Genomic DNA, 26,798 nt, shown 5'->3' with positions numbered 1-26,798 from the left:
TTTCTGTGTTGTTATTCGTCTAAGAAGCTGCGGAGGTGGTCCGAGCGTGTTGGATGACGTAGCTTACGCAATGCTTTGGCTTCGATTTGACGAATACGTTCTCTGGTAACGTCAAATTGTTTGCCGACCTCTTCTAGGGTGTGATCGGTATTCATATCAATACCAAAGCGCATTCTCAGCACTTTTGCTTCCCGAGCAGTCAGCCCTGAAAGCACATCTTTAGTGGCTTCGCGTAGACCTTCGCCTGTGGCCGATTCAATGGGTGAAGAGATGGTGCCGTCTTCGATGAAATCACCTAAGTGAGAGTCTTCATCATCACCAATAGGTGTTTCCATTGAAATAGGTTCTTTGGCGATTTTAAGTACTTTACGTACTTTATCTTCAGGCATTTCCATACGCTCACCGAGTTCTTCTGGTGTGGGTTCGCGTCCCATTTCCTGAAGCATCTGGCGAGAGATACGGTTTAGCTTGTTGATGGTTTCTATCATGTGTACCGGAATACGGATAGTACGCGCCTGGTCAGCAATAGAGCGAGTAATGGCCTGGCGTATCCACCATGTTGCATAAGTTGAGAACTTGTAACCGCGACGGTATTCAAATTTGTCTACCGCTTTCATCAAGCCGATATTGCCTTCTTGAATCAAATCGAGGAATTGCAAACCACGGTTGGTGTACTTTTTGGCAATAGAGATAACCAATCGTAGGTTGGCTTCTACCATTTCCTTTTTAGCGCGGCGGGCGCGAGCCTCACCAATAGAAACGCGACGATTAATTTCTTTGATGTCAGAAATAGTTAAGTCTTGGCGTTCTTCAATATAGGCAATTTTAGTCTGAATACGGCGAATAACGTCGTTGTATTCTGCTAATTTTGGGTGTTTCTTTAACAGTTCATCAGCCCATTTAAGGTTGGCTTCGTTGCCTTGGAAGCTACGGATGAACTCTTTGCGATCAATGCCCACTTTTTTGATGCAGATGGACATGATTTCACGTTCCATTGCACGAATGGAGCTAAGTGTGGTGCGCACCTCTTCTATGAGGGGGTCAAAAATGCTTGGGGTCAGCTTAAAGAATTTGAATAGTTCGCCTAAGGCGCTTAATTCTTTTGCGGTTTGCTTGCTGTAGCGACCGTTTTCAGCGATGCATTTTTCAACCTTATCCGATTGCTTTTGTAATGCCGCAAAGCGAATACGTGCTTCTTCTGGATCTGGACCGGAGACGGCATCTTCATCGTCATCACTGGCTTCTGCAGCGGCTGCTGCTTGAGCTTGCGGTGAGGGTACATTGTCTGCTGGGTCTAAATAGCCGCTCATGATATCGCCGAGGCGACGCTCTTCTGTAGCAACTTTGTCGTATTGAGCTAGAACACCAGTAACCACGCCGGGGTAATAGGCCAGTGACGCCATTACTTCACGGATACCTTCTTCTATCCGTTTGGCAATGACAATTTCGCCTTCACGGGTAAGGAGTTCAACGGTGCCCATTTCCCGCATATACATGCGGACAGGGTCGGTTGTGCGGCCCGTTTCAGTTTCTACTGCGGCAAGCGCGGCTGCAGCTTCTGCGGCGGCGATGTCGTCAGGTGAATCGCTGCCGGCCATGATCAATGTGTCTTCATCAGGCGCGTGTTCAAACACCTGAATCCCCATGTCATTGATCATTTGGATGATTTCTTCGACCTGATCTGGATCCGAAATATCTTCCGGTAAGTGGTCGTTGACCTCAGAGTACGTTAAATAACCCTGCTCCTTGCCTTTGGCAATGAGTTGTTTGAGGCGCGATTGATGCTTTGAGTCACTCATTCTTTCAAATTACTCGTTGGGTGCAGGTTGAAAAATAGCCGCGGATTATACCCCATCTACCCCCTATACGACCAGTAAATTCCAGACTTGTTCAGGTTGTAGTTTGGTAAATTGTGCGGTTCTGCGTAATTGGACTAGGTAGTAGTGTATTAATGAAGCCTGTTTTCGTTTTTACAAGCGGTGTTTTTGTTTTAGCAGCTGTTGAATTGTGAGCAGCTGCTGTTTTTCTGACTCACTAAGCTCAGCGTAGTTGCTGTTTGGTGGTTTGTCGACTTCACTGTCGCCCCGTAATTTATCAACATGATTGCGTAATATTTCGCTGGATTGCTGGGTTTCGAGGTGAGTTAGGGTGTCGAAAAAGGCGGCTTCGGCTTTTTCGTCGGTTAATTCGTTGCCAAGCAGTTCGATGGTTTTTAGGGCCTCTGTCAAAACCTCGTATTCAGGTTGCCCGTACCAGTGCCCTAACAGCATCGCTGTGCTGGACTCGGGACGCTTACGCAGCAACGCGATAGTGTTATTTAGCAGTGCGGCTACCGGTGAAGAGTCTGAATGGGTGATATTGCTTGTACCCGTGGTAACGCCTCTCGGGTTGTAGAGCAGCATGGCCAATGCAAATAAAAGGGGGTCGCGGCGTCCCTTTGGTAATTGTACCTTTAGGTTTTGAGTGGCGTCGCGGCGTTGCGGAGCTGTGGGAGCGGTATTCTCCGTAATTGGTTTTTCGGCATTTGACTCATTAAGTAGTTGGTCTACGGATTGGCGGCTGAGGCCGGTCCGCTCCGCTAGGGAGTCGAGCATGAGTTGGCGAAAAACGCCATCGGGTAGCATTAGCAGCTTGGGTAGTGCTAGTTTACTCAGGCGCGCCTTGCCTTCCAGTGTGTCGGGGTCTGTTTGCTCGTGTAGCGATTCGAAAAAATAGCGCTCAAGAGGTGTGGCTTTGGCGAGTAGTTTTTGAAAGCCTGCTGCGCCATCGCGGTTGACCACGCTATCGGGGTCATCTCCTTCGGGTAAAAATAAAAAGCGAATTCGTCTGCCATCTTCCATTACTGGGAGGGCGTTTTCTAAGGCGCGCTCAGCCGCTTTGCGTCCAGCAGCGTCACCGTCGAAGCAAAATATAAGCTCGCTGGCATAGCGAAAAGCCGTGCGAAGGTGTTCTGTGTTACTGGCTGTGCCGAGGGTGGCAATGCCTGTCATAATCCCATGTTGCGCCAAGGCAACAACATCCATATAGCCTTCTACGATAAGGAGCTGTTCTAAATGGCGGTTATTTTGTCGAGCATGGTAGAGCCCATAAAGCTCTCTGTTTTTTTGAAAAATATCGGTTTCGGGGGAGTTTAAATATTTAGGTTTGTCGTCACCTAAAACCCGGCCGCCAAAAGCAATGACGCGTCCGCGGTTGTCGCGGATGGGGAACATGATTCTGTCACGGAAGCGATCGTAGAGCTTGCCGTCTTCTTTCTCAATGAGCATGCCGGCGTCAATAAGTTGCTGCTTTTGCTCGTCGGTATTGCCAAATGTGTTTAAGAGGTTGTCCCAGCCCGGTGGGGCAAAGCCAATGTTAAAGTCTCTGGCGATTCGGCCGCTGAGACCGCGGCGTTTCAGGTAGTCGACGGCGCGCTGGGATTGCGGGGAGACTCGAAGTTGTTTTTGGTAATGGGCGGAAACTTGCTCCATTAAGTCGTAAATGGTTTTACGGCGTTCTTGTTTGATTTGCTGCTGAGGGCTTAATTCTTCGCGAGGGACTTCTAGTCCCGCAACGTGAGCGAGGCTCTCTATGGCGCTGGGAAAATCCTGGCGCTCGTAATCCATAATGAAGCCAACCGCATTTCCCGCAGCGCCGCAGCCAAAGCAATAATAGAACTGTTTGTCTGGGTTTACGCTAAAAGAAGGGGTTTTTTCCTCGTGGAAGGGGCAGCAAGCACTATAATTCTTACCGGTCTTTTTTAAAGAAACGCGGCGGTTGATGACGTCGACAATGTCGACCCTTGAGAGCAGGTCATCGATAAAATATTGGGGGATACGTCCTTTTGCGGCCACGTCAGTATTTCCGAAAAAGCAGTTGGGTGAGCGTATCAGTTGATGCCGATGCTAGCAATTGGCCGGAGTGGGTTTGTCTTTGTTAAGCGAGTAATGCTTTGATTTTTTTGCTGACAGCGGCCATATCTGCGCGACCCTGAACTTTAGGTTTTAGTTCGGCTACAACTTTACCCATGTCTTTCATTGCCGTTGCACCGCTGTTACTGATGGCGGCTTTAATAAGACTCTCAAGCTCGTCGTCACTTAACGGGGTGGGCATATAGGTTTGGATGACGCTCATTTCAAAGCGTTCTTGCTCGGCGAGTTCTTCACGGCCAGCATTTTCATACTGGCTGATCGAGTCTCGACGCTGTTTGCACATTTTGTCGAGTACAGTAAGCACACGTGCATCATCTACATCTATGCGCTCATCAACTTCAATGCGTTTTATCTCGGCGAGTATAAGTCGCACGGCATTCAATGTCGCTTTATCTTTGGCTCGCATCGCGGTTTTCATCGCGTCTGTGAGAGTTTGCTTCAGCGTTTGATCAGCCATGGTCTCGCAAGATTCCTTTGATTTAAGGAGGGTAGAGCAAAGCGCAAGGCACTACTTAAGGTTCTGCGAAGAGACCTTAGTAGAGGCGTTGTTGCTTTTTGTTGTCGCGTGATACTTTTTTAGCGTGACGCTTAACAGCAGCGGCAGCTTGACGCTTACGAACTGAAGTTGGCTTTTCGTAGAATTCGCGACGACGAACTTCTGCCAGTACGCCTGCTTTTTCGCAAGAACGCTTAAAACGACGTAGAGCGATATCAAATGGTTCGTTTTCTTTGAGTTTGACTGAAGGCATTCGTTAAACCTGTCCTAATCAATGTGCAAAAATTGCTGTTTGCACCGCAAATTTCAAAGCGGTACTCCAAGGGCGCTGAATTCTATACTCTGTTGTGGCAAAAAGCAAAGCCATTAAGGCGATAACTGGTGTGAATCCTGTTGAGCCAGTATCATGCGCGCTCAATTAGCGTGGGAAGTCAGAAAGTGCGTGTTTTGGGACTTGAAACCTCTTGTGATGAAACGGGTGTGGCGATATACGACTCTGAGCAAGGTTTACTTGCGGAGGCCTTGTACAGTCAAATTGATTTGCATGCCGAATATGGTGGTGTGGTGCCAGAGTTGGCATCGCGAGACCATGTTAGAAAGTTACTTCCGTTGGTCCGCGAGGTTTTGACAAAGGCGGGTATGCGTGGCGAAGAGTTAGACGGGGTTGCCTTCACTAATGGCCCTGGGCTTGCGGGTGCCTTAATGGTTGGTGCCTGCGCTGGGCGGGCAATGGCTTATGGCTGGGGAGTTCCCGCTGTTGCGGTGCATCATATGGAAGGCCATTTACTGGCGCCAATGCTGGAAGAAAACGCGCCTGACTTTCCTTTTATTGCGCTACTGGTCTCTGGTGGTCATACCCAGCTAGTACGGGTTGATGGAATTGGCCGGTATCGTATTTTGGGTGAGTCACTTGATGATGCCGCTGGAGAGGCCTTTGATAAGGCCGCAAAAATGCTGGGCTTGGGTTACCCGGGTGGGCCGCAAGTGGCAAAGGCTGCAGAGCAGGGCACGGTTGGGCGATATAAATTCCCAAGACCTATGGTAAATCGTCCGGGTTTGGATTTTAGTTTTAGCGGTTTAAAGACCTTTACATTAAATACGGTGGCAGCTAGCCGCGAAGCTGGCGGCCATGATGCTCAAGATAAGGCGGATATTGCCGCTGCTTTCCAAGAGGCGGTCGTTGATACGTTGGTTATTAAGTGCACGCGAGCCTTAGTGCAAGAAAATTTAAATACTTTGGTGATGGCGGGGGGGGTGAGTGCGAATACCGTGCTGCGAGCGCGTTTAGCCCAAAAGTTAGCCAAAACAGGTGGTCACGTCTTCTATCCACGTCCCGAGTTTTGTACTGATAATGGTGCGATGATCGCATATGCAGGTCATTGTCGCTTACAGGTTGGGCAGGCGGAGGGGCTTGGTGTATCGATACGGCCTCGTTGGCCGATGACAGAATTGACGCCAGTCTGAATGACGCTTGGCTAGGCATGGGGCAGTTTATGGATATTGTTTTTATACGTGGTTTACGAGTAGATACGGTTATTGGTATCTATGATTTTGAGCGCGCACATCATCAAACATTGGTACTTGATCTTGAATTGGGTACAGATATTCGTCCCGCCGCTGCGGATGATGATATTAAGCTTACCTTAAATTACAAGGCGATCACTGAAGGCGTTGAAGCGTTTGTTAAGGCAAGTGAGTTTGCGTTAGTAGAAACGCTGGCGCAGCGTTGTGCAGAGATGATAATGACAGAGTTTGCTGTACCTTGGCTGCGGTTAACCCTGAGTAAGCCTGGGGCCATGCGGCAAGCCAGTGAAGTTGGCATTGTCATTGAGCGTGGTCAACGATAGCGATGGCTGACGTTTTTCTCAGTTTGGGCAGTAATACCGCTCGCTACCGTCATCTCACCATTGCGCTAGATAGCTTAACCGAGCTATTTGGTCCCTTAAAGTTGTCTAGGGTGTATGAGAGTGAGTCGGTTGGGTTTCGTGGTAGTTTATTCTTGAATATGGCGGTAGGGTTTTCTACCGATATGCCCTTAAGTGAGCTTGCCGTGCAAATGCGGGCCATTGAGTTGAATAACGGTCGTCAATTAGACGCGTTAAAGTTTAGCCCCCGAACCTTAGATATCGATATTTTAAGTTATGGCGAGCTCTGTGGTTATCATGCCGGTATAGAGTTGCCCCGTGAAGAAATTCTGTATAACGCGTTTGTCCTGTTACCGTTGAGTGAGCTCGCGCCCAACCACAGGCATCCACTAGATGGTCGCAGTTATCAAGAGTTGTGGCGTGCTTACGCCTCAGATCAAAAATTATGGCCTGTGTCCTTTTTATGGCAGGGCCGGGACCTTTCAGCGACTTAGTTCTTTTATTTGTAGCAAGCTAATTCGGTCAATTTTTTTAAGCGTTCTGCACGTAGTGCCTGCCCCAGAGCCGGACCTTTAAACCCCTGGCTAATCAAGTTAGCGGCTTGGATTTCTTGCAGGGCGGTAGCGGCGTTCTGTAATTTGTTTAGGCGTTCTTCCTCGGGTGTTAATTGTGTTGCTGCGGTGATGAACGCGGTTAATAGCTGTGGCCGACGAACGTAGTCAAAATTCTCAAGCAGTGTCAGCCAGTCTTCTGCGGTATTAAGCGATGGAAGTGGAATGTTGGCGGCGCATCGCTCTGCTAGCCATGTCGCACTATTACTGGCGCGAAGTTGTTTGCACAGGGTTTGGCATTGCTTGGTGTTTAATTCACTGCAAGTGATGGCAAAGCGAATATCAATATCTAAATTTAAATCAGCGGCATGATTTAAGCTTGTTAGTACTTGGGTGTTTAGGGCGGCTGGCCACAGAGGAAATAATGCCCGCAAGGCGCCGCAATCTAATAATGTTGTAAAAAAGGTGGCGGGAGATTTTTCGTTTAGTGCCTTAGTTAACTCTACCCAGATACGCTCGGCGGCAATGGTTGATAATTCACCGTTATCGCTCATCTCACGCATTAATTCTTGGGTTTCGTCAGCGACCACAAATCCTAGGTGGGCGTAGCGAGCAGCAAACCTTGCGACACGAAGAATGCGTAAGGGGTCTTCACTAAATGCGGGTGAGACGTGGCGGAGTACGCGGTTGTGTAAATCCTTAGTGCCGCCGTAGGGGTCAATAATGTCGCCCTTGTCGCTTTCTGCCATTGCGTTGATGGTCAAATCACGACGGCTTAAATCTTCTTCTAGGGTAATGTCTGGGCTGAAATCGCATATAAATCCATGATAACCCGCGCCAGATTTTCGCTCGGTGCGAGCTAAGGCGTATTCCTCTTTGGTTGTGGGGTGCAGAAATACGGGGAAATCTTTGCCTACTTGTTGATAATTTTGCTCGATCAGATCTTTTGGGTGTGCACCGACTACCACCCAATCTCGTTCGTGATAGGGATAGTTTAGTAATTTATCGCGTACTGCGCCGCCGACGAGATACGTTTTCATGGAGACCTGTGCTAAGGGTTTGTAAATAGGCTGGCAGTATAGCATTGACTATGGGCGGGTTTTCGAAAATAGCTGCCAAGGTATTATAGTGCTAGGGCTTGCACTCGCAGCGATACAATTGCTGTGTATCCATATTTAGCATGGTCATGTGACGGCCCCAAACGCAGCCGCTATCAAGGGCGATAATATCATTGCGTCCCGTGTTGCATTCCAATGCGGCCCAATGTCCAAAGATCAAGGTTTCTTGCCGTTGGTTTAATGGCTGCCACTCAAACCACGGGCGGTAGGGGGCGGGAATGTCAGCGGGGCTGCCTTTAAAGCTTAATTCGAGTTCGCCATGGGCATCGCAGGCGCGCATTCGAGTAAGGTAGTTTGTTATGGTGCGGAGACGTTCATTACCGCATAAGTCATCTCGCCAGCATAAGGGTGAATCCCCGTACATATTATGAAAGAAGTCGTCGACCTTGACGCTTTGCAGCGTGGACTCTACTTCTTTGCTGAGCGAGAGCGCTTGATGACTGCTCCAGATATGAGGAATACCTGCGTGGCTCATTAAATAGCGGCCATCATCTGATTTACGCACCAAGGGTTGCTGTAGCAGCCACTGGGTGAGTTCATCGCAATCATGGGCGTTTAACAGTGCTTCTAATGTGGGATGGCGCCCGCGTGTTGTGGCTTTGCGGGCTAAGGCAATGGTGTGCAGGTCATGATTGCCTAAGGTAATACGCAGGCTGTCTTTCATGCTATATAAAAAACGCAGGGTATCTAGTGAGTCTGGCCCTCTATTCACTAGGTCGCCGACAAGCCATAGCTGATCTACATTGGCATCGAAATTAACTTGCTTTAGCAAACGTTGCAGTGGCTTTAGGCAGCCTTGTAGATCACCTACGGCATAGTTACTCATAACACTAGTTAATGAAGCGCCGAAGGCTGGGCAAGTGAGAAAATTCCTATTGGCGCAATAAATGGACGACCGGAAGCGCTAATCATTTCATAGCTGCCTTCCATTGTGCCAACCGCGGTATCAATCACTGCGCCAGAGGTGTAGCTAAAAGACTCTCCTGGTGGAATTAGTGGTTGTTTGCCAATAACGCCTTCACCTTGTACTTCTTGAACTTGGTTGTCGCCGTCGGTAATAATCCAGTGGCGGTTTAATAGGCGCACGGCCTCATCGCCTGTGTTTTGAATGGTGATGGTATAGGCAAACGCAAAGCGTTGCTGGGTTGGTTCTGATTGGTCAGGTAGATACTGGCTTTCTACCTGAATATCTACTGGTGCTGTTTCTGGCATTATGTGCTCCGCAAATTACTCGCTGTTGCTGTTCACTGCATTGGCAATGGCAACATATTCCGCTAAGCCCAGCTGCTCGGGACGAAGGCCTGAGTCGATTCCAAGGCGTTCTATCTCGGTGCTATCGATAACCCCTTTAAGGGTATTGCGTAAGGTTTTTCTGCGCTGATTGAATGCGCTTCGCAATACCTTTTGCAAGGTGTCGACATTATTAGCTGGACATGGCGGCTTTTCGTAAGGGGTTAGCCTAACGATGGCGGATTGTACCTTGGGGCGGGGGGTAAAAGCTTCTGGTGGGACGTCAAAAAGTGATTCTACTTCGCAATAATATTGCGCCATGATACCCAGCCTGCCGTAGGTCTTGCTGCCAGGCTTGGCTGCCAGCCGGTCTACCACCTCTTTTTGCAGCATAAAATGCATATCTTTAATGCAGCTGTGGGCGGTGAGTAGATGAAAAATGAGAGGGGTTGAAATATTGTAAGGAAGATTGCCCACAACCCTTAATTGCTCTCCGGCAGCGAGCGCGGTGATATCAAATTTCAGCGCATCACCCTGATGAAGGGTGAAGTTTTTTTCGACACCAAATTTATCTTCTAAGATTGGTATGAGGTCGCGGTCTAGTTCTATGACATCTAGCTGGCAGTCAGTAGCTAAAATGGAGGCGGTTATTGCGCCTTGGCCGGGGCCAATCTCCAATACACGCTGATGCTCTTGTGGGGATACTGCGCGAACGATGCGGCGAATGATGCCCTGATCATTGAGAAAGTTTTGACCAAAACGTTTACGCGCTTGGTGTTGCGGTGGCGACTGCATTAATTGGGGTTCCTGATGCTGTGCTTGGCCATAGAGATGGCGGTGGTTAACGCGGCCTCAAAGCTACCGCAGTCTGCGCGGCCGCTGCCTGCTAGATCTAAAGCTGTACCGTGGTCTACCGACGTGCGAATAATGGGCAGGCCAAGTGTGATATTAACTGCACGACCAAAGCCTTGGTATTTTAATACGGGCAAGCCTTGGTCATGGTACATGGCAAGAACCGCGTCGCATTGAGCTAGATGGTGCGGTGTAAATGCGGTGTCAGCGGGCAGAGGGCCTATTAATTGCCAGCCTTTTTTTCTGAGTTGTTCAAGACAGGGGATAATCGTGTCGATTTCTTCGCAACCCATATGGCCGCCTTCACCGGCATGAGGGTTGAGGCCTAGTACCATTATGCGGGGTTGCTGGCAGCCAAATTGCTGGCGTAACGCTTGATGTAAAATTTCAGTTACGCGCTGTAAATTGTCATTCGTGATCGCCGCTGGAACTGCGCTGAGTGGCAGGTGGGTAGTAACTAGGGCTACACGTAGTTTTTCACTTGCTAGCATCATAACGACTTTATCGACATGGCAGCGTTCAGCAAGAAACTCTGTGTGGCCACTGAATGGGATGCCGGCATCGTTAATGATAGATTTCTGGACTGGACCAGTGACAACGCCGTGACAATCTTTATTGAGGCAGGCGTCAGTAGCTTGGCGCAGGGTTTCTAGCACGTAGTTGGCGTTGTCGGTATTTAATATACCGGGGGTTGCCTGAGTCTGGCATGCAATATCAACTACTCTTAAGTGGCCCGCATGGTGGCTACTTGGTGGCTTGCTAAAATCTGCGTTACTGAGGTGTAAAGGTAGGCCAATGGCTTTGGCGCGCTGAAGTAGTAAGTTTGCATCGGCAAAGGCAATGAGTTCTGCGTCACAATCTTGCTGAGCGAGTTTAACAAGGAGTTCCGGTCCTACCCCGGCGGGTTCGCCGGGGGTAATCGCGATGCGTACTGCCATTAAATTTTAATGTCGACAAAGGCTTCGCTGCGGATTTTGCGTAGCCAAATATCGAGTTCGTCAGCGTATTTGCGTTCGTGTAGTGCATTGCGGGCAATTTGCTTACGCATGTCATCTGTCACGTCTTTACTTCGGCGGTCTATCACTTTAATGACATGCCAGCCATATTGGCTTTTGGCTGGAGGGTGTATTTCACCTGGTGCAGTTTCATCCATTGCCTGTTGAAACTCGGCAACCAGTTGTCCGGGGCTAGTCCAGCCAAGATCACCACCTTCCTGAGCTGACCCTATGTCTTCAGAGAATTCTTTGGCTAAGTCACCGAAGTCTTCACCATTCAGGGCGCGTTGACGAAGCTCTTTGGCTAAGGCTAAGGTTTGTGCTTCATCACGTATTGCTGAGGGTTTTAGCAAGATATGGCTGGCGCGGGTCTGCTTTACCATTTGCTTAACGCCACGGCTTTCTAATAGCTTGATGATATGAAAGCCACTGGCGCTTTGCAGCGGATCAGATACGTCGCCATCGGTCATTTTTGCGGCAACGCCTTGGAACAAAGCGGGAAGTGCGGTGCCTTTTCGCCAGCCTAGATCGCTAATGCTGATGTCGTCATTGGCATTGTCAATATTGCTGCCCTTGCGCAATTTAGCGCTTAACGAGTTTGCTTTGTTCTCAGCTTGTTTGCGTTCAGCATCGGTAGCATCTGAGCTAACGGGGATAAGAATGTGCGAGAAGTGGAATTCGGGTGAAGTCACTTCTTTGCCTTCAGACGATTGCAGGTAGTTCTGAATCTCTTGTTCAGTGACCTGAATCCGCTGATTGACGTTGCCCATTTGGACCCGCTGAAGAATCATTTCGCGGCTAATCTGTTCGCGGATGGCGAGATAGGAACCGCCTCTCTCGGTAACCGTTTGCTGAAATTGCTCTAGGGTCAAATTGTTACTGGCAGCGATACGTGCAACGGCAGCATTAAGCTCTTCGTCTTCAATACGCAGGCCGTAACGATTTGCCATTTGCAGCTGAATATTTTCTAGCACCAGTAGGTCTAGCACTTCTTTACGCAGCTGTTCTTCTGGCGGTGACTGACTGCCAGAGCGGGCAATATTAGACTTGATGCTTTTGATGCGCTCGTCTAGCTCGCTAGTAAGAATGATATCGTCATCGACGATGGCTGCTACGCTATCAAGCCATTGAGTTTCTGCTTGAGCAAGCGGCGCGAGTGCGATAAGCAACGCGGAGGTTAAAACTTGTAATAAACGCATATTATTCATCAGATAAGTAGCCAAAAATACTGTCCTTTAAAACACTGGTGACTGCGGTGCCTAAGCCCCCCAATCCTTTTAACTGAAATTCTATTAACACGGCGGTCGTGTTCTGAGTGCCGGTGCTGCTGATGCCACTGACGTTAGACTCATTGTCGTCGTCAGGTTCCAAAGCTCGCTGATAAACTACACGAGTTAGCCAGCAGCAGTTTTGGTATTCCGCCCCGACAAGGTTCTCTATAGGACGATTGTCTTCGAAGTCATATTGAGTTTTTGCAAATATCTTCCACTGATCATTCAATGGCAGACTTAGGGACATATCGCCTTGCATAATGTCGTCTTCTAGACCGCCAAGATCACTGCCTTCGCGTCGGAAGGTGTAGTTTGCATTGAACAGTGTGCCGTTGTCGCTGCGCTGATGGTAGCCTAGATTGGACTGATTGAGCACCCCTTGACGTGCATCGTATAAAATATCTAGGCTGATCCAGCTATTGTCGTTGGGTAATAAACGAATTTGACCGGCTAAATCAGAATTGCTGCTTTTACGCACTTCATCACCGGGAAGTTGAACTTTGCCGTCGTCAAAATAGTGAAGTTGGCCGATGCTGGCGGTTAAAATTTCTCGCCCAGCGTCATTATTAATAAAGCGGCTACTCATACCGATGGCAATCTGATTGGCGTCGTCTAGCCGGTCATGGCCGGTAAAGCGGTTATCGCGAAACAACTGCTGATAGGTGAAGGTCAGTGCAGCGCTGTCAAAGTCGGGTTGATCGCTTTGGTCTTCATATTCAGCGTAGCGATAAAATAACCGGGGCTCTAGTGTTTGCGTCCAGTCTTGGTTGCTGATGATTAAATCGCGTTCAAAATATAAGCCACTGTCGATACTAAACTGATTACTGCTGGCGTCAGGATTGGAATTTGCACCCGCTACATTGGTGTTTTCTAGCTCATAAACAACATGACGACTTTTGACTGCGGGTTCAATGAACCCCCACCGCCAGCGCATTGGCAGGCTAGCCCCAGCAGTGCCGTATACGCGCTGACCAGTCACTTCTGTGCCTCCGTTTTCGATACTGTCTCGGTGATCAAATTGGGTGTACTCAAGCTCCATGCTAGGTTCTAGCTGGAAATTTTTAGCAGGTGATTGGTAATTTAAGCTTAGTTGAGGCAGTTTTTGATAGGGGTCTTCAACCGCTGCAATGGTTTGGTAGCGTTGCACTTCAATTCGACCGCTCCAATCGTCAGAGTTGTAGTTGATGGCGGCCTGCTGATTAAGGTGGGTGCTACGTTTTACGGCCAAGTTAGCTAGGCCTAAATCGCTGAAGTAGTCGTCGTCGCTAACTTTTGTAAAGTCTACTTCGGTGCTCCAGCGCTCATTTATATAGCCCTTTTCGCTGATACCGAGTAGCCAGCGGTCAATATCTTCTTTTTGGTCGTTACCCAGAAAGCTGGTGTTGACTAACCACTCGCTGTATTGATTTAAATAACGGAGCTCGGTTTCCAGCGCCTCACCGCGCTGTTCAATAAAGCGGGGAGTGATAATGGCGTCGTAGTTGGGGGCAAGATTTAAATAATACGGTGTAGAAATATCTAGGCTGCCATCGGAAACCCCGATCGAGGGGAATAAAAACCCCGTTGCGCGGCGGTCATCTACAGGGAAATTTAGGTAGGGGCTGTAGAACACCGGAATATCATAAACTCTTATGCTGGTTCCTCTAGCCACGCCGCGACCGCTATCGTAATCAAGTACAATACTGTCGGCGTGCAATGACCAAGTTTCATTATCTGGTGTACATTGGGTGTAACTAGCCTGTTCGAGTTCAAAGCGATCATAATCGGGACGGGCGATGCGCCCCGCCGTACCGCGTGCACCGGTTGCAAAGCTTAATATTTCAGCCTGCTGTAGTTCGCCAAGTCCTTTGTTGGTATCAATTTGCGCGAATTGACCGCGCAATAAGATGCCGGGTTGACGTAGTACAACATTATCTCTGAGCATGACAGTGCTATTGCTGCGATTATATTGCGCATAACCTGCATCAAGGCTTAGGTCGCCTTTGCGTAGCTGCACATCACCGGTCATGGTTGCCTTGGTGCCGACTGATTCAATGGTGTCAGCTGATACGTTAAGCGGGGCGCTGAGTGGCGATTGATTAGCTCCCTCCCAGTTTCTCTCAGGCTCAACGAAGCGCCCTTGGCAACCGGTGGCTATGCCGCAGCGTGACGATGCACTTAGGTAGTTATTGGGGACCCAATGCCAGTGTTGGTAATAAAGAGGTAGATCAGAAATGTCAGCGCTGAGTTTTGGGATATCCGTATTACCACAATCATCAGTGGTAGTTATCTGCGCTAACACTGGCCCAGTGAAGGCGATTAGCACGGTAAATATGGATAAGCGAAACACTGACATTAGATAGTGATTTTATTCTGGCGGTGGAGCCCGGATTGGCGAAGGTGGATAATAAAGCATTCTCTGCTAGGATGCCCGTTTGAGTGTATAAAAGGCGAAAAATTCTAGTTCTCGTCTGGCGCTTACACTGACCTTTTACGGAAAAATATATGGATCAAATTCTTGGTGAGCTACATAGCTGGAGCTTGCAGAAATTGGCTTTGTCGGCAGATCAAGCGGCAGAAGACTTAGATGTGGTGTCGGGTGATGCGAGTTTTCGGCGCTATTATCGTCTGATGCTCAAAGCGGGGGGCAGCGTGATTGTTGTACACGCCCCGCCGGAAAAGGAAGATAATCTCGCATTCTCGACGGTACAAGACCTTCTACATCGCCACGGTGCGCGGGTGCCCAAATTATTGGCTTGGGATGAAGACCGTGGCTTTTTATTGCAAGAAGACTTTGGCGATCAATTGTTGCATCCATTATTGGTAAACAGCGCAGCTGCTGACCATTATTACCGCCAAGCTTTCCGTATTTTACTTGCTATGCAGGCTATTCCGGCTTCGGCTCACGCACTTCCGCACTACGATAATACCCGTCTAAACGATGAAATGACCTTGTTCATCACATGGTTTGTCGAAGGGCTGCTGAGCTATTCATTAAACAGCGAAGAGCGTGAGATGTTGGCGAATGTCTTTGAGTTGCTTAGCCAGCGAGCGGAGCAGCAGGCGCAGGTGGTGGTTCATCGAGATTTTCACAGTCGCAATATTATGGTGCTAGCTGATGAGCAGTTAGGCGTGATTGATTTTCAGGATGCTGTGGTGGGGCCAATTACCTACGACTTGGTATCTTTGGTTCGGGATTGCTATATCAGTTGGTCGCCGGAACAGGTCGAAGAGTGGATTGGTGTTTATCGACTTATGGCCCAGCGTGCGGGTTTGTTGGGTGATAAGAGTGAGTCTGAGTTTTTACAAGATGCCGACTGGATGGGCTTGCAGCGACATATCAAAGTATTGGGTATCTTTGCGCGCCTCCACCTGCGGGACAATAAATCGGGGTATTTACCTGATTTACCCTTGGTTATTAGTTACACCCTGAGTGTGGCTAGTCAATACCCAGAGTTTGACGGATTTTGTGATTGGTTTGCAGAAAAGTTGATGCCAATCATTGTTGAGCAGTTTTGGTATCAGGAGCTAGAGCATTGAAGGCTATGATTCTAGCGGCAGGCCTAGGAACACGCATGCGGCCGTTGACGGATCATACGCCAAAGCCATTATTACAAGCTGGCGGCAAAGCCTTAATTGATTACCATATTGAGAAACTGGCGGCGATTGGGGTTAGCAATATTGTCGTGAATTGTTCCTGGCTGGCAGATCAGCTAGCGCATTACCTAGGTGATGGCAGCCGCTATGGTTTGAATATTATTGTTTCTCGTGAAGATCAGCCATTAGAGACAGCTGGCGGTATTGTTAATGCTTTGCCGCTGCTGCTTGACGACATGCAAAAGGATGAGCCTTTTATTTTAGTGAATGGTGATATTTGGACTGATTTTGATTTTGCAGATTTACTGAACTGTCGGCCAGAGTCCGGGCATTTGGTGATGGTAGAGAACCCACCTCATAACCCTAGTGGCGATTTTGTGCTTAGCGCCGAGGGCCTGATCAGCGAACGGCAGGGTTCACATGACAACGAAGATACTGCCAGTCCGGTTTATACCTTTTCAGGTATTAGCGTTTGGCGGCCATCGGTATTTGAAGATTTTAACCCGGGTAAGCGCCCTTTAAAGCCGGTGATGTTGGCGGCTATGGAAAAACAGCGACTCAGTGGTCGTCTGCATGCTGGGGCTTGGTGGGATATTGGAACCCCAGAGCGACTTGCGGCCTTGGATGCCATGTTAAGTGCTTGAAGAGTGAGCGTGACGTGATAGCTGAATCTGAAAGGGGTTTGTCGTAAAATGCGGCCCAATTTATCGCCCTTGTACGTTTCGGTACCAGGGATATTATTTGAAAGACTAATAGAGTGAGCACGACTATGGCAGATTACTGGATAGCCCCTTCAATATTGTCGGCAAATTTTGCCTGTTTGGGGGCAGAGGTTGATGCTGTGCTTGAGGCCGGTGCCGACATCGTGCATTTTGATGTCATGGATAATCATTATGTACCCAATTTGACGATTGGGCCTATGGTTTGCAAAGCCTTACGGAAACATGGCGTAAAAGCACCCATAGACGTTCACTTAATGGTAAAGCCGGTAGATCGTTTGATCGGTGATTTTGCTGAAGCAGGTGCAAGTATCATCACTTTTCATCCTGATGCATCAACGCATGTGGATCGTTCTTTACAGATGATCCGTGATGCGGGCTGTAAAGCGGGACTTGTACTGAACCCAGCTGTTGGCCCCGACGTACTTAAGTATGTCATGGACAAGTTAGACATGATTTTATTGATGTCGGTGAACCCGGGGTTTGGTGGGCAGAGCTTTATTCCCTCTACCATTGGCAAAGTAAAAGAAGTGCGAGCGCTTATTGAGGCTTCAGGGCGAGATATTCGTTTAGAGGTTGACGGTGGTATCTCGGCTAAAAATATTGCCGAAATTGCCGCGGCTGGTGCAGATACCTTTGTGGCCGGTTCCGCTATATTTAATGGCGGAGATTACACGGAAGTTATCGACAAAATGCGAAGTGAGTTGGCCGGAGTATGAAGAAGCTAGAAGGCTTGCTTCAGGGGCGTCAACTTAAGGCGATTCTATTTGATTTAGATGGCACGCTAATAGACAGCGTGCCGGATTTGGCAGCCGCTTTAGATACAAGTTTAGCGCAATTAAATTATCCTTCTGCCGGCCTTGAGCGCACCCGCTCATGGGTAGGCAATGGTGCCCGAAAACTCATCCAACGGGCATTATCGTTTGTTCTAGAGGTCCCAGAATCAGCCGTCAGTAATGAGTTAATAGACCAGCTACAATCGGTCTTTTTTGACCATTATGGCCAAAAAACCTGTGATCACACGGTCGTTTACCCTGGTGTTATGGCCGCCTTGTCGGCGTGGCATAAACAGGGCGTTAAAATGGCATGTGTCACAAATAAACCAGCGCGGTTTAGTCGACCAATTCTTACTCATTTTGCTATGGATGAGTTTATGCCGGTGCTTGTGGGTGGTGATACGCTTGCGGTGCGAAAACCTGATCCTGCGCCGTTATTATTGGCTTGTGAGCAACTGGGGGTATCGGCGGAAAATGTTGTGATGGTCGGTGATTCAGTTAACGATGTGCAGGCAGCGAGAGCAGCCGGTATGCCTGTAGCCTGTGTCAGTTATGGTTATAACCATGGTGCGCCAATAGCGTCTGCGTCCCCAGACCTTTTGGTGGATTGCTTTTCGATGTTGCTGGCCAACTAGCGTGGCGTAGTCTATTGAGCTTGCTTGTTACTATTGTATTAGGGTATTCGTAGTAACCCTTATCAGCTTTTCGTTTATTACCATGGTCAATATAGTTTCTCCAATCTATAGTGGTGGGATAGTTCATGGTTTAGAAAGGCGGTGTAATGGGAGGTTGGTCGCGCTTATCGGCTAAGGTTGGCATGGGTGGTATTGCTTGGCAGATACTATGCCCCTTGGTGGCGTTGATTATTGTTAGCAATATTCTCGTGATATCCATTGTCATGCGACAACTCGATGCTCAATTGCTAACCGTTGGGCAGAATAAACTTGATCAGATATCAGAGTTACAAGCGGTAAAATTCACTTCTAACATTGAGGAGTTAGTCAATGATGTTCGAATTGTGTCACGTACCGCGCCTGTCCAAGCGATCATAAATGCCTCGATATATAGTGACGGTGAGATTCAAGATGGCTTATCTGTTAAGGCTTGGCGTGCTCAGCTGGCAAAGATATTTTTTGAAATTCTCAATTTTAAAAGCCGATACGACCAAATCCGCTTAGTGCTTGCAGATGGCTCAGAATGGTTGAGAGTCGATCGCTATGGGCGAGATAACACGATAAGAATCGTCCCTGCCGATGAATTACAAAACAAAGGCTCAACGTCATATTTTCAGGCGGCAATCAAAACCAAAGCTGGCTCTGTCGCCCTGTCTAATATTGAATTAAACCGAGAGTTTGGTGACATTACCTTACCGCTAAATCCGATGATTCGGGCATCAATGCCGCTATACACCGACGGCGGACAGTTATTTGGGGTGTTGATTTTTAATCAAAGTTTTCTCGAAGGTTTTGCGGAATTGCGCGATTTAGCAGGTGAAGACACCAATGTACTGCTTGGTAATAGTGGCGGCGAGTATATTTTGCATAATGATGCCAATAAAAATTTTCAATTTGAATATGGACGTAGCGCAAATATTGTCGATGATTTTCCAGTTGCAAACGCTATTCTTAGCGAAAAAGCTGATAGCTATCGCGCTGGGATTTCGGGGGTGGGCGCTGAGGAAAAAATATATTCGATAAGGGCTATAAATTATGGTCCTGACCTTGAAAAGGATCGTCTGATCGTCGCCGCTACACATCACCTGTCCGATGTTTTGCAGGTGAGAGAGTCGTTATTGAAAAAGATCTACTTGTTGGTATTTCTTATTGTCGTGATTGCAATTGTGCTCGCAATTGTTATCTCACGGCGGATAGCAAAACCAATAAAGCGAATGCGTGATGTCCTTAAAGATAAAGGGCTGAATACTGATAGCAATGCCCTGCCATTATCGGCCCGAGGTGAGGTGGGTGATCTGGCCCGAGTTTTTGATAAATTTATTACAGAGCTATCGCATCGACAAAACATTCTGCGCGAAGAGGTACACGAGCGCAAAGGAGCGCAAGCCGCATTAGAGGATAATAATGATAAGTTGATTGCCTTAAATCAGGAGATGGAGCAATTTGCCTATATTGTGTCCCATGATTTACAAGAGCCTTTGCGGACCGTGGCGAGTTTTGTCGATTTACTTGTTCAGCATAATATAGAGCAACAAGATGAGCAGGTGAAAGTGTTTCACGGCTTTATAGACGATGCTATACGGCGTATGCGTGAACTGGTTACTGGGTTGTTAGATTTTAGCCGGCTGGGTGCAGAATCACAGAGTGAAAAGGTAGATTGTCAGGCGCTGGTTGAGGCTGTCTGTAGTGATTTGCGTACCCAAATTGAGGGTGTGCAGGCAGAGATACACTATGTCGATTTACCTTGCTTAACCGGTAGGCGAACTGAATTACGGGTGTTGTTTCAGAACTTGATTTCTAATGGCATAAAATTTTCTCGGAAAGACGTCTCCCCCGTGGTGCATATCAGCGCGGTTCGACAAGGTTGTGAGTGGGTGTTTTGTGTGCGTGACAATGGCATTGGAATAAGTGATGCGCATTTTGATAAAGTGTTTAGTATTTTTCAGCGTTTAAATAATCGTGACGATTACGAGGGCACCGGGATTGGTCTCGCACATTGTAAGAAGATTGTTCAAATGCATCGTGGACGGATTTGGTTAGAGTCGTGTCTTGGCGAGGGGTCCGCGTTCTATTTTAGTTTGAGGGACAGTGAAAATGAATAAGCTAAAAAGTGTGCTGTTAATCGATGACTGTAAAGCCACTAACTATATACACCGCTTAATTATAGAAAAGTATGGTTTTACTGAATCGATCACCGAGTTTATGAATGGTCGTGAAGCGATGGATTATCTAACAACAGCAGTAGACGGCGTTTTCCCTCAGCCTGATTTGATATTTCTCGATCTTAATATGCCGGTGATGAATGGCTGGGAATTTCTAGATGAATACAAACTTCTGCCTAAGGAACAACATGCGGGGGTGGTTGTGGTGATGCTAACAACATCGTTGAATCCTGATGATGAGTCTACTGCTAATACAATAGAGGATGTAAATACATTTTCGAGCAAGCCATTGACGATGGAGAAATTAGACAGTGTTTTGACCGAATATTACGCAGACTGTGTGCGTGAATTGCCTTAGTGATCGCAATTTTCAGTGAATTGATTTCTAATACGCCTTCAAAATTGAAAATGTATTAGTGATGTATTGTTATGAGCCGTATTTTTTGCCCTGCACTGTTTCTTGCTGCGCCATCTTCAGGTCAAGGTAAAACCACAATAACAGCGGCGATAGCCCGTTATCACCATGCCCAAGGTCGGCAGGTGCGTATTTTTAAAATGGGCCCAGACTACCTTGATCCACAAATCTTAGAACAAGCCTGTGGTTATCCGGTGGTGCAGTTAGATCTGTGGATGGCGGGTGAAGACTATTGCCGGCAACAATTTTATATTGCAGCGCAAACCGCTGATTTGATTTTAGTCGAAGGCGCAATGGGGATGTTCGATGGCGAACCCTCAAGCGCTGATTTGGCGTCGGTTTTTAATATCCCCATAGCCTTAATCATGGATGTTAAAGGCATGGCGCAGACTGCTGCTGCACTCGCATGTGGCTTGGCTAATTACCGTGATGATGTTCAAGTTGTAGGTCTTATTGCCAATAACTGCGCCTCGGAGCGGCACCGGAGCCTAATTGCAGAGGCCTTACCCGACAACTTGCCTTTGCTTGCTAGTATCAGTCGAGATCCAGAGATTAGCCTGCCAGAGCGCCATTTGGGTTTGGTGCAAGCTAGCGAAGTAAGTGAGCTGATCGAGACTCGTTTTACTAAAGCCGCGGCAATGATAGGTGTTAGTAACCTTGCCGACTTACCCGCCCCAGTTGCGTTTGATAGCCGAGAGTTACCTGAGCCACTCCCTTTATTATCCGGTGTGAAAATAGCGGTGGCACGGGATAGTGCTTTTAGCTTTATCTATGCTGCAAACCTAAATCTACTCACTGATATGGGAGCGGAGATAAGCTTCTTTTCGCCATTAGGTGATACAGAGTTGCCGCCTGCAGATGCATTGTGGTTACCTGGCGGCTACCCAGAGTTGCATCTGAAATCGCTTTCTGAAAATAGCAAAATGCTAGCGGCTATTCGCGCATTTCACGCTGACAATAAAGTGATTTTGGCTGAGTGCGGTGGGTTTATGTATTGCCTTGAAAGCATAAAAGATTTAGACGGGCAGGGTGTTGAAATGCTGGGCCTGTTAAACGGTGATGCCTGTATGCGTCCTCGCGGTGGTTGTCAGGGCATGCAATATGCCCAATTGCCTGAGGGAGATATTAGAGGACATGCGCATCATCGCTCACAAGCGGAAAATACTCCTGACCCCGTAGCGTATGGTCGCCGTCAGCGCCACCCCGCACCGGGTGAGCCTATCTACCAAAGCAGAGGTTTAACCGCGTCATATTTACATTTATTTTTCCCGTCAAATCCCAGCGCAATTGCGGCCTTATTTCGACCTTCACAGGCTCAATAACTGCGGTGTTATTGTGCGATTATTAACACCATAAGTTTGTTTAATTTCAATCTCTTGTAACATCATAGAGATAAAGTTCTTTTAATCAATATAGGTGTGCGCACCGCACTAGCTGCAATTTATGTGATGGCAGTTGTCATAAATTTGTCTTTAAAAAGCCCTCTATTTGTCACTATAAAGTCCTAATCTTGCCACAAATGCATAACGAGGATGCATGAGCATGGAAACTAGGAAACGATATAAAACCATTTGGTTGTCCGATATTCATCTCGGCTTTAAAGACTGTCGCGCTGACTACCTCCTTAATTTTTTAAATAATATTGAGTGCGAGACACTTTATCTTGTAGGCGATGTTGTCGATCTGTGGGCGCTCAAGCGTACTTTCCACTGGCCAGCAAACCACTACGAAGTAGTTAGGGCGTTGTTTTCTAAAGCCAGCGACGGTACTCGGGTTGTTTATATTCCCGGTAATCACGATGAACCTATGCGTGATTATGTTGGCCATATTCTTGGCCCCGTTGAGATTAAGCGCGAGGCAATTCATACCACGGTGGATGGTAAACGTTTGCTGATGTTTCATGGTGATTGCCTGGATGAACACATTCTTTTAAGTAAATGGGAAAACCTCATTGGTGACGCGGCCTATGATTTCTTGTTGTTTTTAAACCGGTGGGCAAATTTCTTTCGCCGTCGCTTTGGCCGTAATTACTGGTCCTTGGCAACCTATATTAAACAGCGGATACCCAATGCTAGGCAGGTTATTAGCGTATTTGAAGATGCAGCAGTTAAAGAGGCGTCTCGACGGGGATTAGATGGTGTTATTTGTGGCCATATTCATCAACCTGCACTCAAGAATGTTAAAGGTTTGTTGTACTGCAATGATGGTGATTGGATAGAAAACTGTACATTGCTGGGCGAGACGTATGACGGCACGTTGGAGCTTGTCCAGTGGACTGAGCATCAAACCCTACTGCAAAGCATGACCAGCAATGGTGGCCCAGCTAAAGCGGAAGTATTCCCGCTGCGTAGAGCTGGATAATAATTAGGAGTAAGCGCCATGATTTCTGTAGATTCGGTAATTGACGAACAATTCCCCAAAATTTCCAAAGGTAATCCGCGGATTAAAAGGACGTTATCTGCATTATTAAAATATTTGTTTCACGAAGCAGAATTTAAGCAGTTTGGAAAAGACTACCCCTATGTTCAGGGTTTAGATTTTGTTGAGAAAGCCCTCGATTATTTCGATTTTGGTTACGCAATTAGCGCACTTGATAAAGAGCGTATACCGGTAACTGGACGAGTAGTGATCATTTCCAATCACCCAATTGGCAGTCTGGATGGCTTGGCGCTATTAAAGCTGGTCTCAGAGGTGCGTGGAGACGTCAAAGTCATTGCCAATGAGTTGTTGTACGCAATCAAACCGCTGCGTTCCTTATTATTGCCTGTAGACAATATGAGTGGTAAGCGAAACCGAAAAGAGAACTTGCAGGCTATTCACCAGCATTTAAATAGTGAAGGTGCGGTAATTATATTTCCTGCAGGCGAAGTGTCACGGTTTAGTCCGGCGGGTATTCGCGATGGCCGTTGGCGTAACGGGTTTATTAAATTTGCGAGTAAAGCGAAGGCGCCAATCCTGCCTGTGCATATAAACGCCCGTAACTCAGTGTTTTTCTATGCGTTGTCTCTGCTCGCTAAACCCTTGTCGACGCTGTGGTTAATTCGCGAAATGTTTAAGCAAAATAATCGTACCGTGCGCGTTACCATTGGGCCTGCTATTGAAACGGATGTATATCAAAAGTTGCCGTTAACAGCGCCAGCAAAAGTCCGTTTATTTAAAAAACATATTTATAAATTGGGGCGCCGCAAGCGGGGTGGCGAGCCATGTTTTATGCCAGTTGCACAGGCAGTCGCACATCCAGAGGATCGTCAGGAGTTACGCCGCGCTATTCGTCAGTGTGACCATTTGGGCAGTACCCGTGATGGGATGGAAATCTACTGTTATCAATACAGTGGTGATTGCACCGTTATGCGTGAATTGGGCCGGTTGCGCGAAGTGAGTTTTAGGGCGGTGGGAGAAGGCACAGGTCGTCGTCGAGATGTTGATGCCTTTGATGCCTATTACGACCACATTGTGCTTTGGGATGAAAATCAACTCGAATTGGTGGGCGCATATAGATTGAAGCGGGTTGCAGATTTGGCTGACGATCAAACACTTTATAGCGAATCATTGTTTGAATACCAAATAGCCTACGCTGAAGAATATTTTGAGTGTGGTGCTGAGTTGGGTCGCAGCTTTGTGCAGCCTCGCTACTGGGGACGAAACGGCCTTGATTATTTGTGGCAAGGTCTGGGGACTTATTTGCGGCGTTATCCGGAAATTCGTTATTTATTCGGCCCAGTTAGTTTGAGTGATAGTTTACCCCGAGGCGCTAAGGATTTATTGATCCAATTTTATCAGCGACATTTCCCCGCTACACAGCCATGGGCCAGTGCAAACAGCCCCTATAAAAGTGAATTGGCTGAAACGGTTTTTAGTGGCAATGACTACCGTGCGGAGTTCACGGAGTTAAAAGAGAAATTGGCGGAAATGGGGTGTGCGGTTCCTACATTGTATAAGCAATATACAGAGCTTTGTGATGAGGGTGGTGTGAGTTTTGCGGCTTTCAATGTCGATCCAGATTTTGCAGATTGTATTGATGGCTTGGTGTTGGTGGATATTGAAAAAATGAAACCTGCAAAGCGCAAACGTTATTTAGAAGGGCCGGCAGCCGAGACTAAAGCTGCTTAGCTGTATTGTTTGGCTCGGGGGTTGTTTAAGAGATGGCATCTTAACTACCTTGGGCCAAAAATATTGAATAAATAAATGGTAAATCGCGGTTATATGTTTTTGTCTTCCGCAGACAGCTAAGCCCGAATGGTAGCTAGTGACTAACAAGTTTGACCGCTTATAGATTTCAGCGTGTGTATTAACCAGTCGGCGTCGTCAATGGGTAGGTCATGCCCAGCGGTGTTGTGTAGCGTTAATGGCCAGTGATATTTTTTGGCAAGATATTCGCTACATTGAAATGAGACCATGCGGTCAGCGCGGCTACTTATGAAATGCCCTTTTATATTGTTAAGACTCTGAGCGGACGGTGAGTTAAACCGTGAGGCGGCAATAAGTTGGCGAATAACATTTTGCTTTTTCGTGGGGCGAAGTTCGCGAATACGGCACCACAGATCCAATGCCTCTGCATGGCGGTGACGGTTATTGCTCACCATGGTTAATATTGCATGTTCTTGTTTGCGGGCTGTCATCGCAAATAAGGCGTATAGAGTAGAGGGTATGGCGTTAAATTTTAGACGCTTGCTCAGTCCGCAATCGGCAGCGCTGGTCCCTATCAATATCGCTTCATAGATATTTTCTGGATCATTGGCTAACCAGTCTAGAGCAACCATTCCCCCTAATGAAAGTGCGATGATACCAATGGGCTGGGTGTTAGCGCTTAGCTCCTTGGGAAGACGGGATTGAACATCTTGTCGTATTTCAGCAATGGAGGTGGGTGAGGGGCGCTGATGTTCGCTGCCAAAGCCTGGTAGGTCAATGGTGTAGCAATGCCAGCCTAATTCAATCTCACAGCGCTGAATAAAATCACCCCAATGGGCATGTTCGCGACTTAGGCCGCGAAGAAATATCCAGTGTTTAATTGCTTGGCTGGCCATGCCGCTAGTTGGGCGAGGCTTGGTCATAGCTGTCGATACCACAGGCTTTGTGCCATCTGTTGCATCCCTCGTTCTTGTTCACCTTTGGGTTGCCAATGTGCCATATTTCTCGTCGCCGCGAGTAGGAAGTCAATTAATAATAAGTGGCCACGCAATACTCGGGAGTGACGGTGGGGAACCGTTGGGTTGAATAAGCCCGCAAAGCTAAAGAGTTGTTGAGGGTGTTTTTTAACCCACAGCCAAGAGCCCATCTCTAGGGTAAGTGGTAATAATGTGATTCCCTTGGCTCGGCACTGACGATAAAAATAATCCCAAATATCACCGTGACTTAAGTAGTGCATGGCCTGGGGGCCAAAGACATAATTGTGATGCGGAAAATTTCTTTCCCATAATAATTTTAGTGCGACGTAACTGCCAATGTCGTCTATGGGTTGGCGACGGTAGGCATAGGGAATCCATATATGATCTTGGAAACCAAAGCCTGAGTGAAAATCTACCACGATACTTGGCCGTGACGGATGGCAATAGCGATTAATAATATTTTGCAGGGCGATGAATTCAATTTCATAATCTGCACCGCGCTTGCCTCTATACCAAGAGAGTCGTTTGGACATCCGCTGACCGCCGACTAAAAATGGGACTTTGTCTTCTGCGTCAATGGGAGCGTGACGGTTTAAATCTACGCCATTTGGATTGCAACGCGAGTCTTTCAGCATGCCACCGGGGTTGGCAATGGGAACGGCGACGATAGCGATGTCAGAGGTGAATTGCGCGCGCCAATGACTGTCCCAGCGACAGCGCTCTACCACGGTTTCTAGCCATGCTAATAAAACTTGGGTGCCAATGCGCTCTACGCCGTGAATGCCGCCGGTAAGCATTAAGCAATGTTTTGCGGTACTTGGATTGCCAATGGTCAGTGAAATTAACGGCAGGGTGAAATCATCCACCTTAACAAGGGCTTCTGTGCGGGTGGAAATCAAGTCACCTGCTTGCCGGCATAGCTGCTCCATAGAGATAAGCTCAGACAAGCGGTGTCTTAGGGGGCCTCTACAGGCATCCATTACGGTGGTGAAATCCGGTAACTGGGGACCGTAAAATTCGTTTTCCCCAGCAGCTTGTTGGCTGTGAGCACTAGTAGGTCTATGGTGTGCCATGGTGGGAAA

The 26,798-nt window shown here is 47.7% G+C and carries 25 protein-coding genes; 12 read left to right on the top strand and 13 right to left on the bottom strand.

Going from position 1 to position 26,798, the window contains the following annotated elements; genetic code table 11:
* Positions 1–11: 11 nt before the first annotated feature.
* The 4 genes from rpoD to rpsU form a co-directional block, all read right to left on the bottom strand.
* A complete protein-coding gene (rpoD, locus tag AELLOGFF_RS13340; RefSeq protein ID WP_159269198.1) occupies positions 12–1,799 on the bottom strand; it encodes an RNA polymerase sigma factor RpoD in 1,788 nt (595 codons plus the stop codon).
* Positions 1,800–1,970: 171 nt separating this feature from the next.
* Entirely contained in the window at positions 1,971–3,833 is a 1,863-nt protein-coding gene (gene dnaG, locus AELLOGFF_RS13335; RefSeq protein ID WP_159269197.1) for a DNA primase, read from the bottom strand.
* Between the two features lie 82 nt (positions 3,834–3,915).
* Positions 3,916–4,368, bottom strand: coding sequence for a GatB/YqeY domain-containing protein (locus tag AELLOGFF_RS13330; RefSeq protein WP_159269196.1), 453 nt, complete (start codon positions 4,366–4,368; stop codon positions 3,916–3,918).
* A gap of 76 nt (positions 4,369–4,444) precedes the next feature.
* Positions 4,445–4,660 carry a 30S ribosomal protein S21 gene (gene rpsU / locus AELLOGFF_RS13325; RefSeq protein WP_103682796.1) on the bottom strand — a complete coding sequence of 72 codons (216 nt, stop codon included), beginning with the start codon at positions 4,658–4,660 and terminating at the stop codon, positions 4,445–4,447.
* 185 nt (positions 4,661–4,845) lie between these two features.
* On the opposite strand from rpsU, the gene tsaD reads away from it, so the two are divergent.
* Genes tsaD through folK form a run of 3 tightly spaced genes read left to right on the top strand, consistent with a single transcriptional unit; the run spans position 4,846 to position 6,766 of the window.
* The gene (gene tsaD, locus AELLOGFF_RS13320) at positions 4,846–5,871 is read left to right on the top strand and encodes a tRNA (adenosine(37)-N6)-threonylcarbamoyltransferase complex transferase subunit TsaD (protein ID WP_159269420.1); all 1,026 of its coding nucleotides are present in this window, start codon (positions 4,846–4,848) and stop codon (positions 5,869–5,871) included.
* A 29-nt stretch (positions 5,872–5,900) separates the two neighbouring features.
* The gene (gene folB, locus AELLOGFF_RS13315; protein ID WP_159269195.1) at positions 5,901–6,254 is read left to right on the top strand and encodes a dihydroneopterin aldolase; all 354 of its coding nucleotides are present in this window, start codon (positions 5,901–5,903) and stop codon (positions 6,252–6,254) included.
* A gap of 2 nt (positions 6,255–6,256) precedes the next feature.
* Positions 6,257–6,766 (top strand): 2-amino-4-hydroxy-6-hydroxymethyldihydropteridine diphosphokinase, encoded by a 510-nt coding sequence (folK, locus tag AELLOGFF_RS13310; RefSeq protein WP_159269194.1) that lies wholly within the window; start codon positions 6,257–6,259, stop codon positions 6,764–6,766.
* A 5-nt stretch (positions 6,767–6,771) separates the two neighbouring features.
* Here folK and AELLOGFF_RS13305 read toward each other — a convergent pair whose 3' ends face one another.
* The 7 genes from AELLOGFF_RS13305 to AELLOGFF_RS13275 form a co-directional block, all read right to left on the bottom strand.
* A complete protein-coding gene (locus tag AELLOGFF_RS13305) occupies positions 6,772–7,863 on the bottom strand; it encodes a multifunctional CCA tRNA nucleotidyl transferase/2'3'-cyclic phosphodiesterase/2'nucleotidase/phosphatase (RefSeq protein ID WP_159269193.1) in 1,092 nt (363 codons plus the stop codon).
* 91 nt (positions 7,864–7,954) lie between these two features.
* The gene (locus AELLOGFF_RS13300) at positions 7,955–8,767 is read right to left on the bottom strand and encodes a symmetrical bis(5'-nucleosyl)-tetraphosphatase (RefSeq protein WP_159269192.1); all 813 of its coding nucleotides are present in this window, start codon (positions 8,765–8,767) and stop codon (positions 7,955–7,957) included.
* Positions 8,768–8,775: 8 nt separating this feature from the next.
* Entirely contained in the window at positions 8,776–9,153 is a 378-nt protein-coding gene (apaG, locus tag AELLOGFF_RS13295) for a Co2+/Mg2+ efflux protein ApaG (protein ID WP_159269191.1), read from the bottom strand.
* Positions 9,154–9,168: 15 nt separating this feature from the next.
* Positions 9,169–9,966 carry a 16S rRNA (adenine(1518)-N(6)/adenine(1519)-N(6))-dimethyltransferase RsmA gene (gene rsmA, locus AELLOGFF_RS13290; RefSeq protein WP_159269190.1) on the bottom strand — a complete coding sequence of 266 codons (798 nt, stop codon included), beginning with the start codon at positions 9,964–9,966 and terminating at the stop codon, positions 9,169–9,171.
* The gene (gene pdxA, locus AELLOGFF_RS13285; RefSeq protein ID WP_159269189.1) at positions 9,966–10,961 is read right to left on the bottom strand and encodes a 4-hydroxythreonine-4-phosphate dehydrogenase PdxA; all 996 of its coding nucleotides are present in this window, start codon (positions 10,959–10,961) and stop codon (positions 9,966–9,968) included. The genes rsmA and pdxA overlap by 1 nt, the downstream gene beginning before the upstream one ends.
* Positions 10,961–12,226 carry a peptidylprolyl isomerase gene (locus tag AELLOGFF_RS13280; RefSeq protein ID WP_235035723.1) on the bottom strand — a complete coding sequence of 422 codons (1,266 nt, stop codon included), beginning with the start codon at positions 12,224–12,226 and terminating at the stop codon, positions 10,961–10,963. Before AELLOGFF_RS13280 ends, pdxA begins: the two co-directional genes overlap by 1 nt.
* The gene (locus AELLOGFF_RS13275; protein ID WP_159269187.1) at positions 12,219–14,624 is read right to left on the bottom strand and encodes an LPS-assembly protein LptD; all 2,406 of its coding nucleotides are present in this window, start codon (positions 14,622–14,624) and stop codon (positions 12,219–12,221) included. Before AELLOGFF_RS13275 ends, AELLOGFF_RS13280 begins: the two co-directional genes overlap by 8 nt.
* 149 nt (positions 14,625–14,773) lie before the next feature.
* Between AELLOGFF_RS13275 and AELLOGFF_RS13270 the strand changes: the two genes are divergently transcribed.
* The 9 genes from AELLOGFF_RS13270 (at position 14,774) to AELLOGFF_RS13230 (ending at position 24,721) form a co-directional block, all read left to right on the top strand.
* Positions 14,774–15,808: an aminoglycoside phosphotransferase family protein gene (locus AELLOGFF_RS13270; RefSeq protein WP_159269186.1), complete on the top strand. Its 1,035-nt coding sequence runs from the start codon at positions 14,774–14,776 to the stop codon at positions 15,806–15,808.
* Between the two features lie 5 nt (positions 15,809–15,813).
* The gene (gene murU, locus AELLOGFF_RS13265) at positions 15,814–16,509 is read left to right on the top strand and encodes an N-acetylmuramate alpha-1-phosphate uridylyltransferase MurU (protein WP_419183924.1); all 696 of its coding nucleotides are present in this window, start codon (positions 15,814–15,816) and stop codon (positions 16,507–16,509) included.
* Positions 16,510–16,634: 125 nt separating this feature from the next.
* Positions 16,635–17,303, top strand: coding sequence for a ribulose-phosphate 3-epimerase (gene rpe, locus AELLOGFF_RS13260; protein WP_159269419.1), 669 nt, complete (start codon positions 16,635–16,637; stop codon positions 17,301–17,303).
* Positions 17,300–17,995: a phosphoglycolate phosphatase gene (locus tag AELLOGFF_RS13255; protein WP_159269184.1), complete on the top strand. Its 696-nt coding sequence runs from the start codon at positions 17,300–17,302 to the stop codon at positions 17,993–17,995. The genes rpe and AELLOGFF_RS13255 overlap by 4 nt, the downstream gene beginning before the upstream one ends.
* Positions 17,996–18,141: 146 nt before the next feature.
* Complete coding sequence (locus tag AELLOGFF_RS13250) at positions 18,142–20,136, top strand: sensor histidine kinase (RefSeq protein ID WP_159269183.1); 1,995 nt, start codon at positions 18,142–18,144, stop codon at positions 20,134–20,136.
* Complete coding sequence (locus AELLOGFF_RS13245; RefSeq protein ID WP_159269182.1) at positions 20,129–20,554, top strand: response regulator; 426 nt, start codon at positions 20,129–20,131, stop codon at positions 20,552–20,554. The genes AELLOGFF_RS13250 and AELLOGFF_RS13245 overlap by 8 nt, the downstream gene beginning before the upstream one ends.
* A gap of 71 nt (positions 20,555–20,625) precedes the next feature.
* Positions 20,626–21,933 carry a cobyrinate a,c-diamide synthase gene (locus AELLOGFF_RS13240; protein ID WP_159269181.1) on the top strand — a complete coding sequence of 436 codons (1,308 nt, stop codon included), beginning with the start codon at positions 20,626–20,628 and terminating at the stop codon, positions 21,931–21,933.
* Positions 21,934–22,153: 220 nt separating this feature from the next.
* The gene (locus AELLOGFF_RS13235) at positions 22,154–22,972 is read left to right on the top strand and encodes a UDP-2,3-diacylglucosamine diphosphatase (RefSeq protein ID WP_159269180.1); all 819 of its coding nucleotides are present in this window, start codon (positions 22,154–22,156) and stop codon (positions 22,970–22,972) included.
* Between the two features lie 18 nt (positions 22,973–22,990).
* Positions 22,991–24,721, top strand: coding sequence for a GNAT family N-acyltransferase (locus tag AELLOGFF_RS13230; RefSeq protein ID WP_159269179.1), 1,731 nt, complete (start codon positions 22,991–22,993; stop codon positions 24,719–24,721).
* Positions 24,722–24,861: 140 nt separating this feature from the next.
* Here the strand turns inward: AELLOGFF_RS13230 and AELLOGFF_RS13225 are convergent, their stop codons facing one another.
* Positions 24,862–25,662 (bottom strand): alpha/beta fold hydrolase, encoded by an 801-nt coding sequence (locus AELLOGFF_RS13225; RefSeq protein WP_159269178.1) that lies wholly within the window; start codon positions 25,660–25,662, stop codon positions 24,862–24,864.
* Positions 25,659–26,789 carry a DUF2817 domain-containing protein gene (locus tag AELLOGFF_RS13220; protein WP_159269177.1) on the bottom strand — a complete coding sequence of 377 codons (1,131 nt, stop codon included), beginning with the start codon at positions 26,787–26,789 and terminating at the stop codon, positions 25,659–25,661. The genes AELLOGFF_RS13225 and AELLOGFF_RS13220 overlap by 4 nt, the downstream gene beginning before the upstream one ends.
* Positions 26,790–26,798: the final 9 nt, after the last annotated feature.

It is taken from the genome of Zhongshania aliphaticivorans, assembly GCF_902705875.1.
GTDB classification, from domain to species: Bacteria; Pseudomonadota; Gammaproteobacteria; order Pseudomonadales; family Spongiibacteraceae; genus Spongiibacter; species Spongiibacter aliphaticivorans_A.
The sequence above is the reverse complement of the archived record's forward strand: the minus strand, read 5'-3'. Positions and strand labels throughout refer to the sequence as shown.

Bases quoted from the DNA above. Each gene is read 5' to 3' on its own strand.
- rpoD (WP_159269198.1), bottom strand. From the start codon at position 1,799: ATGAGTGACTCAAAGCATCAATCGCGCCTCAAACAACTCATTGCCAAA.
- AELLOGFF_RS13330 (WP_159269196.1), bottom strand. From the start codon at position 4,368: ATGGCTGATCAAACGCTGAAGCAAACTCTCACAGACGCGATGAAAACC.
- rpsU (WP_103682796.1), bottom strand. From the start codon at position 4,660: ATGCCTTCAGTCAAACTCAAAGAAAACGAACCATTTGATATCGCTCTA.
- folB (WP_159269195.1), top strand. From the start codon at position 5,901: ATGGATATTGTTTTTATACGTGGTTTACGAGTAGATACGGTTATTGGT.
- folK (WP_159269194.1), top strand. From the start codon at position 6,257: ATGGCTGACGTTTTTCTCAGTTTGGGCAGTAATACCGCTCGCTACCGT.
- AELLOGFF_RS13305 (WP_159269193.1), bottom strand. From the start codon at position 7,863: ATGAAAACGTATCTCGTCGGCGGCGCAGTACGCGATAAATTACTAAAC.
- AELLOGFF_RS13300 (WP_159269192.1), bottom strand. From the start codon at position 8,767: ATGAGTAACTATGCCGTAGGTGATCTACAAGGCTGCCTAAAGCCACTG.
- apaG (WP_159269191.1), bottom strand. From the start codon at position 9,153: ATGCCAGAAACAGCACCAGTAGATATTCAGGTAGAAAGCCAGTATCTA.
- rsmA (WP_159269190.1), bottom strand. From the start codon at position 9,966: ATGCAGTCGCCACCGCAACACCAAGCGCGTAAACGTTTTGGTCAAAAC.
- pdxA (WP_159269189.1), bottom strand. From the start codon at position 10,961: ATGGCAGTACGCATCGCGATTACCCCCGGCGAACCCGCCGGGGTAGGA.
- AELLOGFF_RS13280 (WP_235035723.1), bottom strand. From the start codon at position 12,226: ATGAATAATATGCGTTTATTACAAGTTTTAACCTCCGCGTTGCTTATC.
- AELLOGFF_RS13275 (WP_159269187.1), bottom strand. From the start codon at position 14,624: ATGTCAGTGTTTCGCTTATCCATATTTACCGTGCTAATCGCCTTCACT.
- AELLOGFF_RS13270 (WP_159269186.1), top strand. From the start codon at position 14,774: ATGGATCAAATTCTTGGTGAGCTACATAGCTGGAGCTTGCAGAAATTG.
- murU (WP_419183924.1), top strand. From the start codon at position 15,814: ATGATTCTAGCGGCAGGCCTAGGAACACGCATGCGGCCGTTGACGGAT.
- rpe (WP_159269419.1), top strand. From the start codon at position 16,635: ATGGCAGATTACTGGATAGCCCCTTCAATATTGTCGGCAAATTTTGCC.
- AELLOGFF_RS13255 (WP_159269184.1), top strand. From the start codon at position 17,300: ATGAAGAAGCTAGAAGGCTTGCTTCAGGGGCGTCAACTTAAGGCGATT.
- AELLOGFF_RS13250 (WP_159269183.1), top strand. From the start codon at position 18,142: ATGGGAGGTTGGTCGCGCTTATCGGCTAAGGTTGGCATGGGTGGTATT.
- AELLOGFF_RS13245 (WP_159269182.1), top strand. From the start codon at position 20,129: ATGAATAAGCTAAAAAGTGTGCTGTTAATCGATGACTGTAAAGCCACT.
- AELLOGFF_RS13240 (WP_159269181.1), top strand. From the start codon at position 20,626: ATGAGCCGTATTTTTTGCCCTGCACTGTTTCTTGCTGCGCCATCTTCA.
- AELLOGFF_RS13235 (WP_159269180.1), top strand. From the start codon at position 22,154: ATGGAAACTAGGAAACGATATAAAACCATTTGGTTGTCCGATATTCAT.
- AELLOGFF_RS13230 (WP_159269179.1), top strand. From the start codon at position 22,991: ATGATTTCTGTAGATTCGGTAATTGACGAACAATTCCCCAAAATTTCC.
- AELLOGFF_RS13225 (WP_159269178.1), bottom strand. From the start codon at position 25,662: ATGACCAAGCCTCGCCCAACTAGCGGCATGGCCAGCCAAGCAATTAAA.
- AELLOGFF_RS13220 (WP_159269177.1), bottom strand. From the start codon at position 26,789: ATGGCACACCATAGACCTACTAGTGCTCACAGCCAACAAGCTGCTGGG.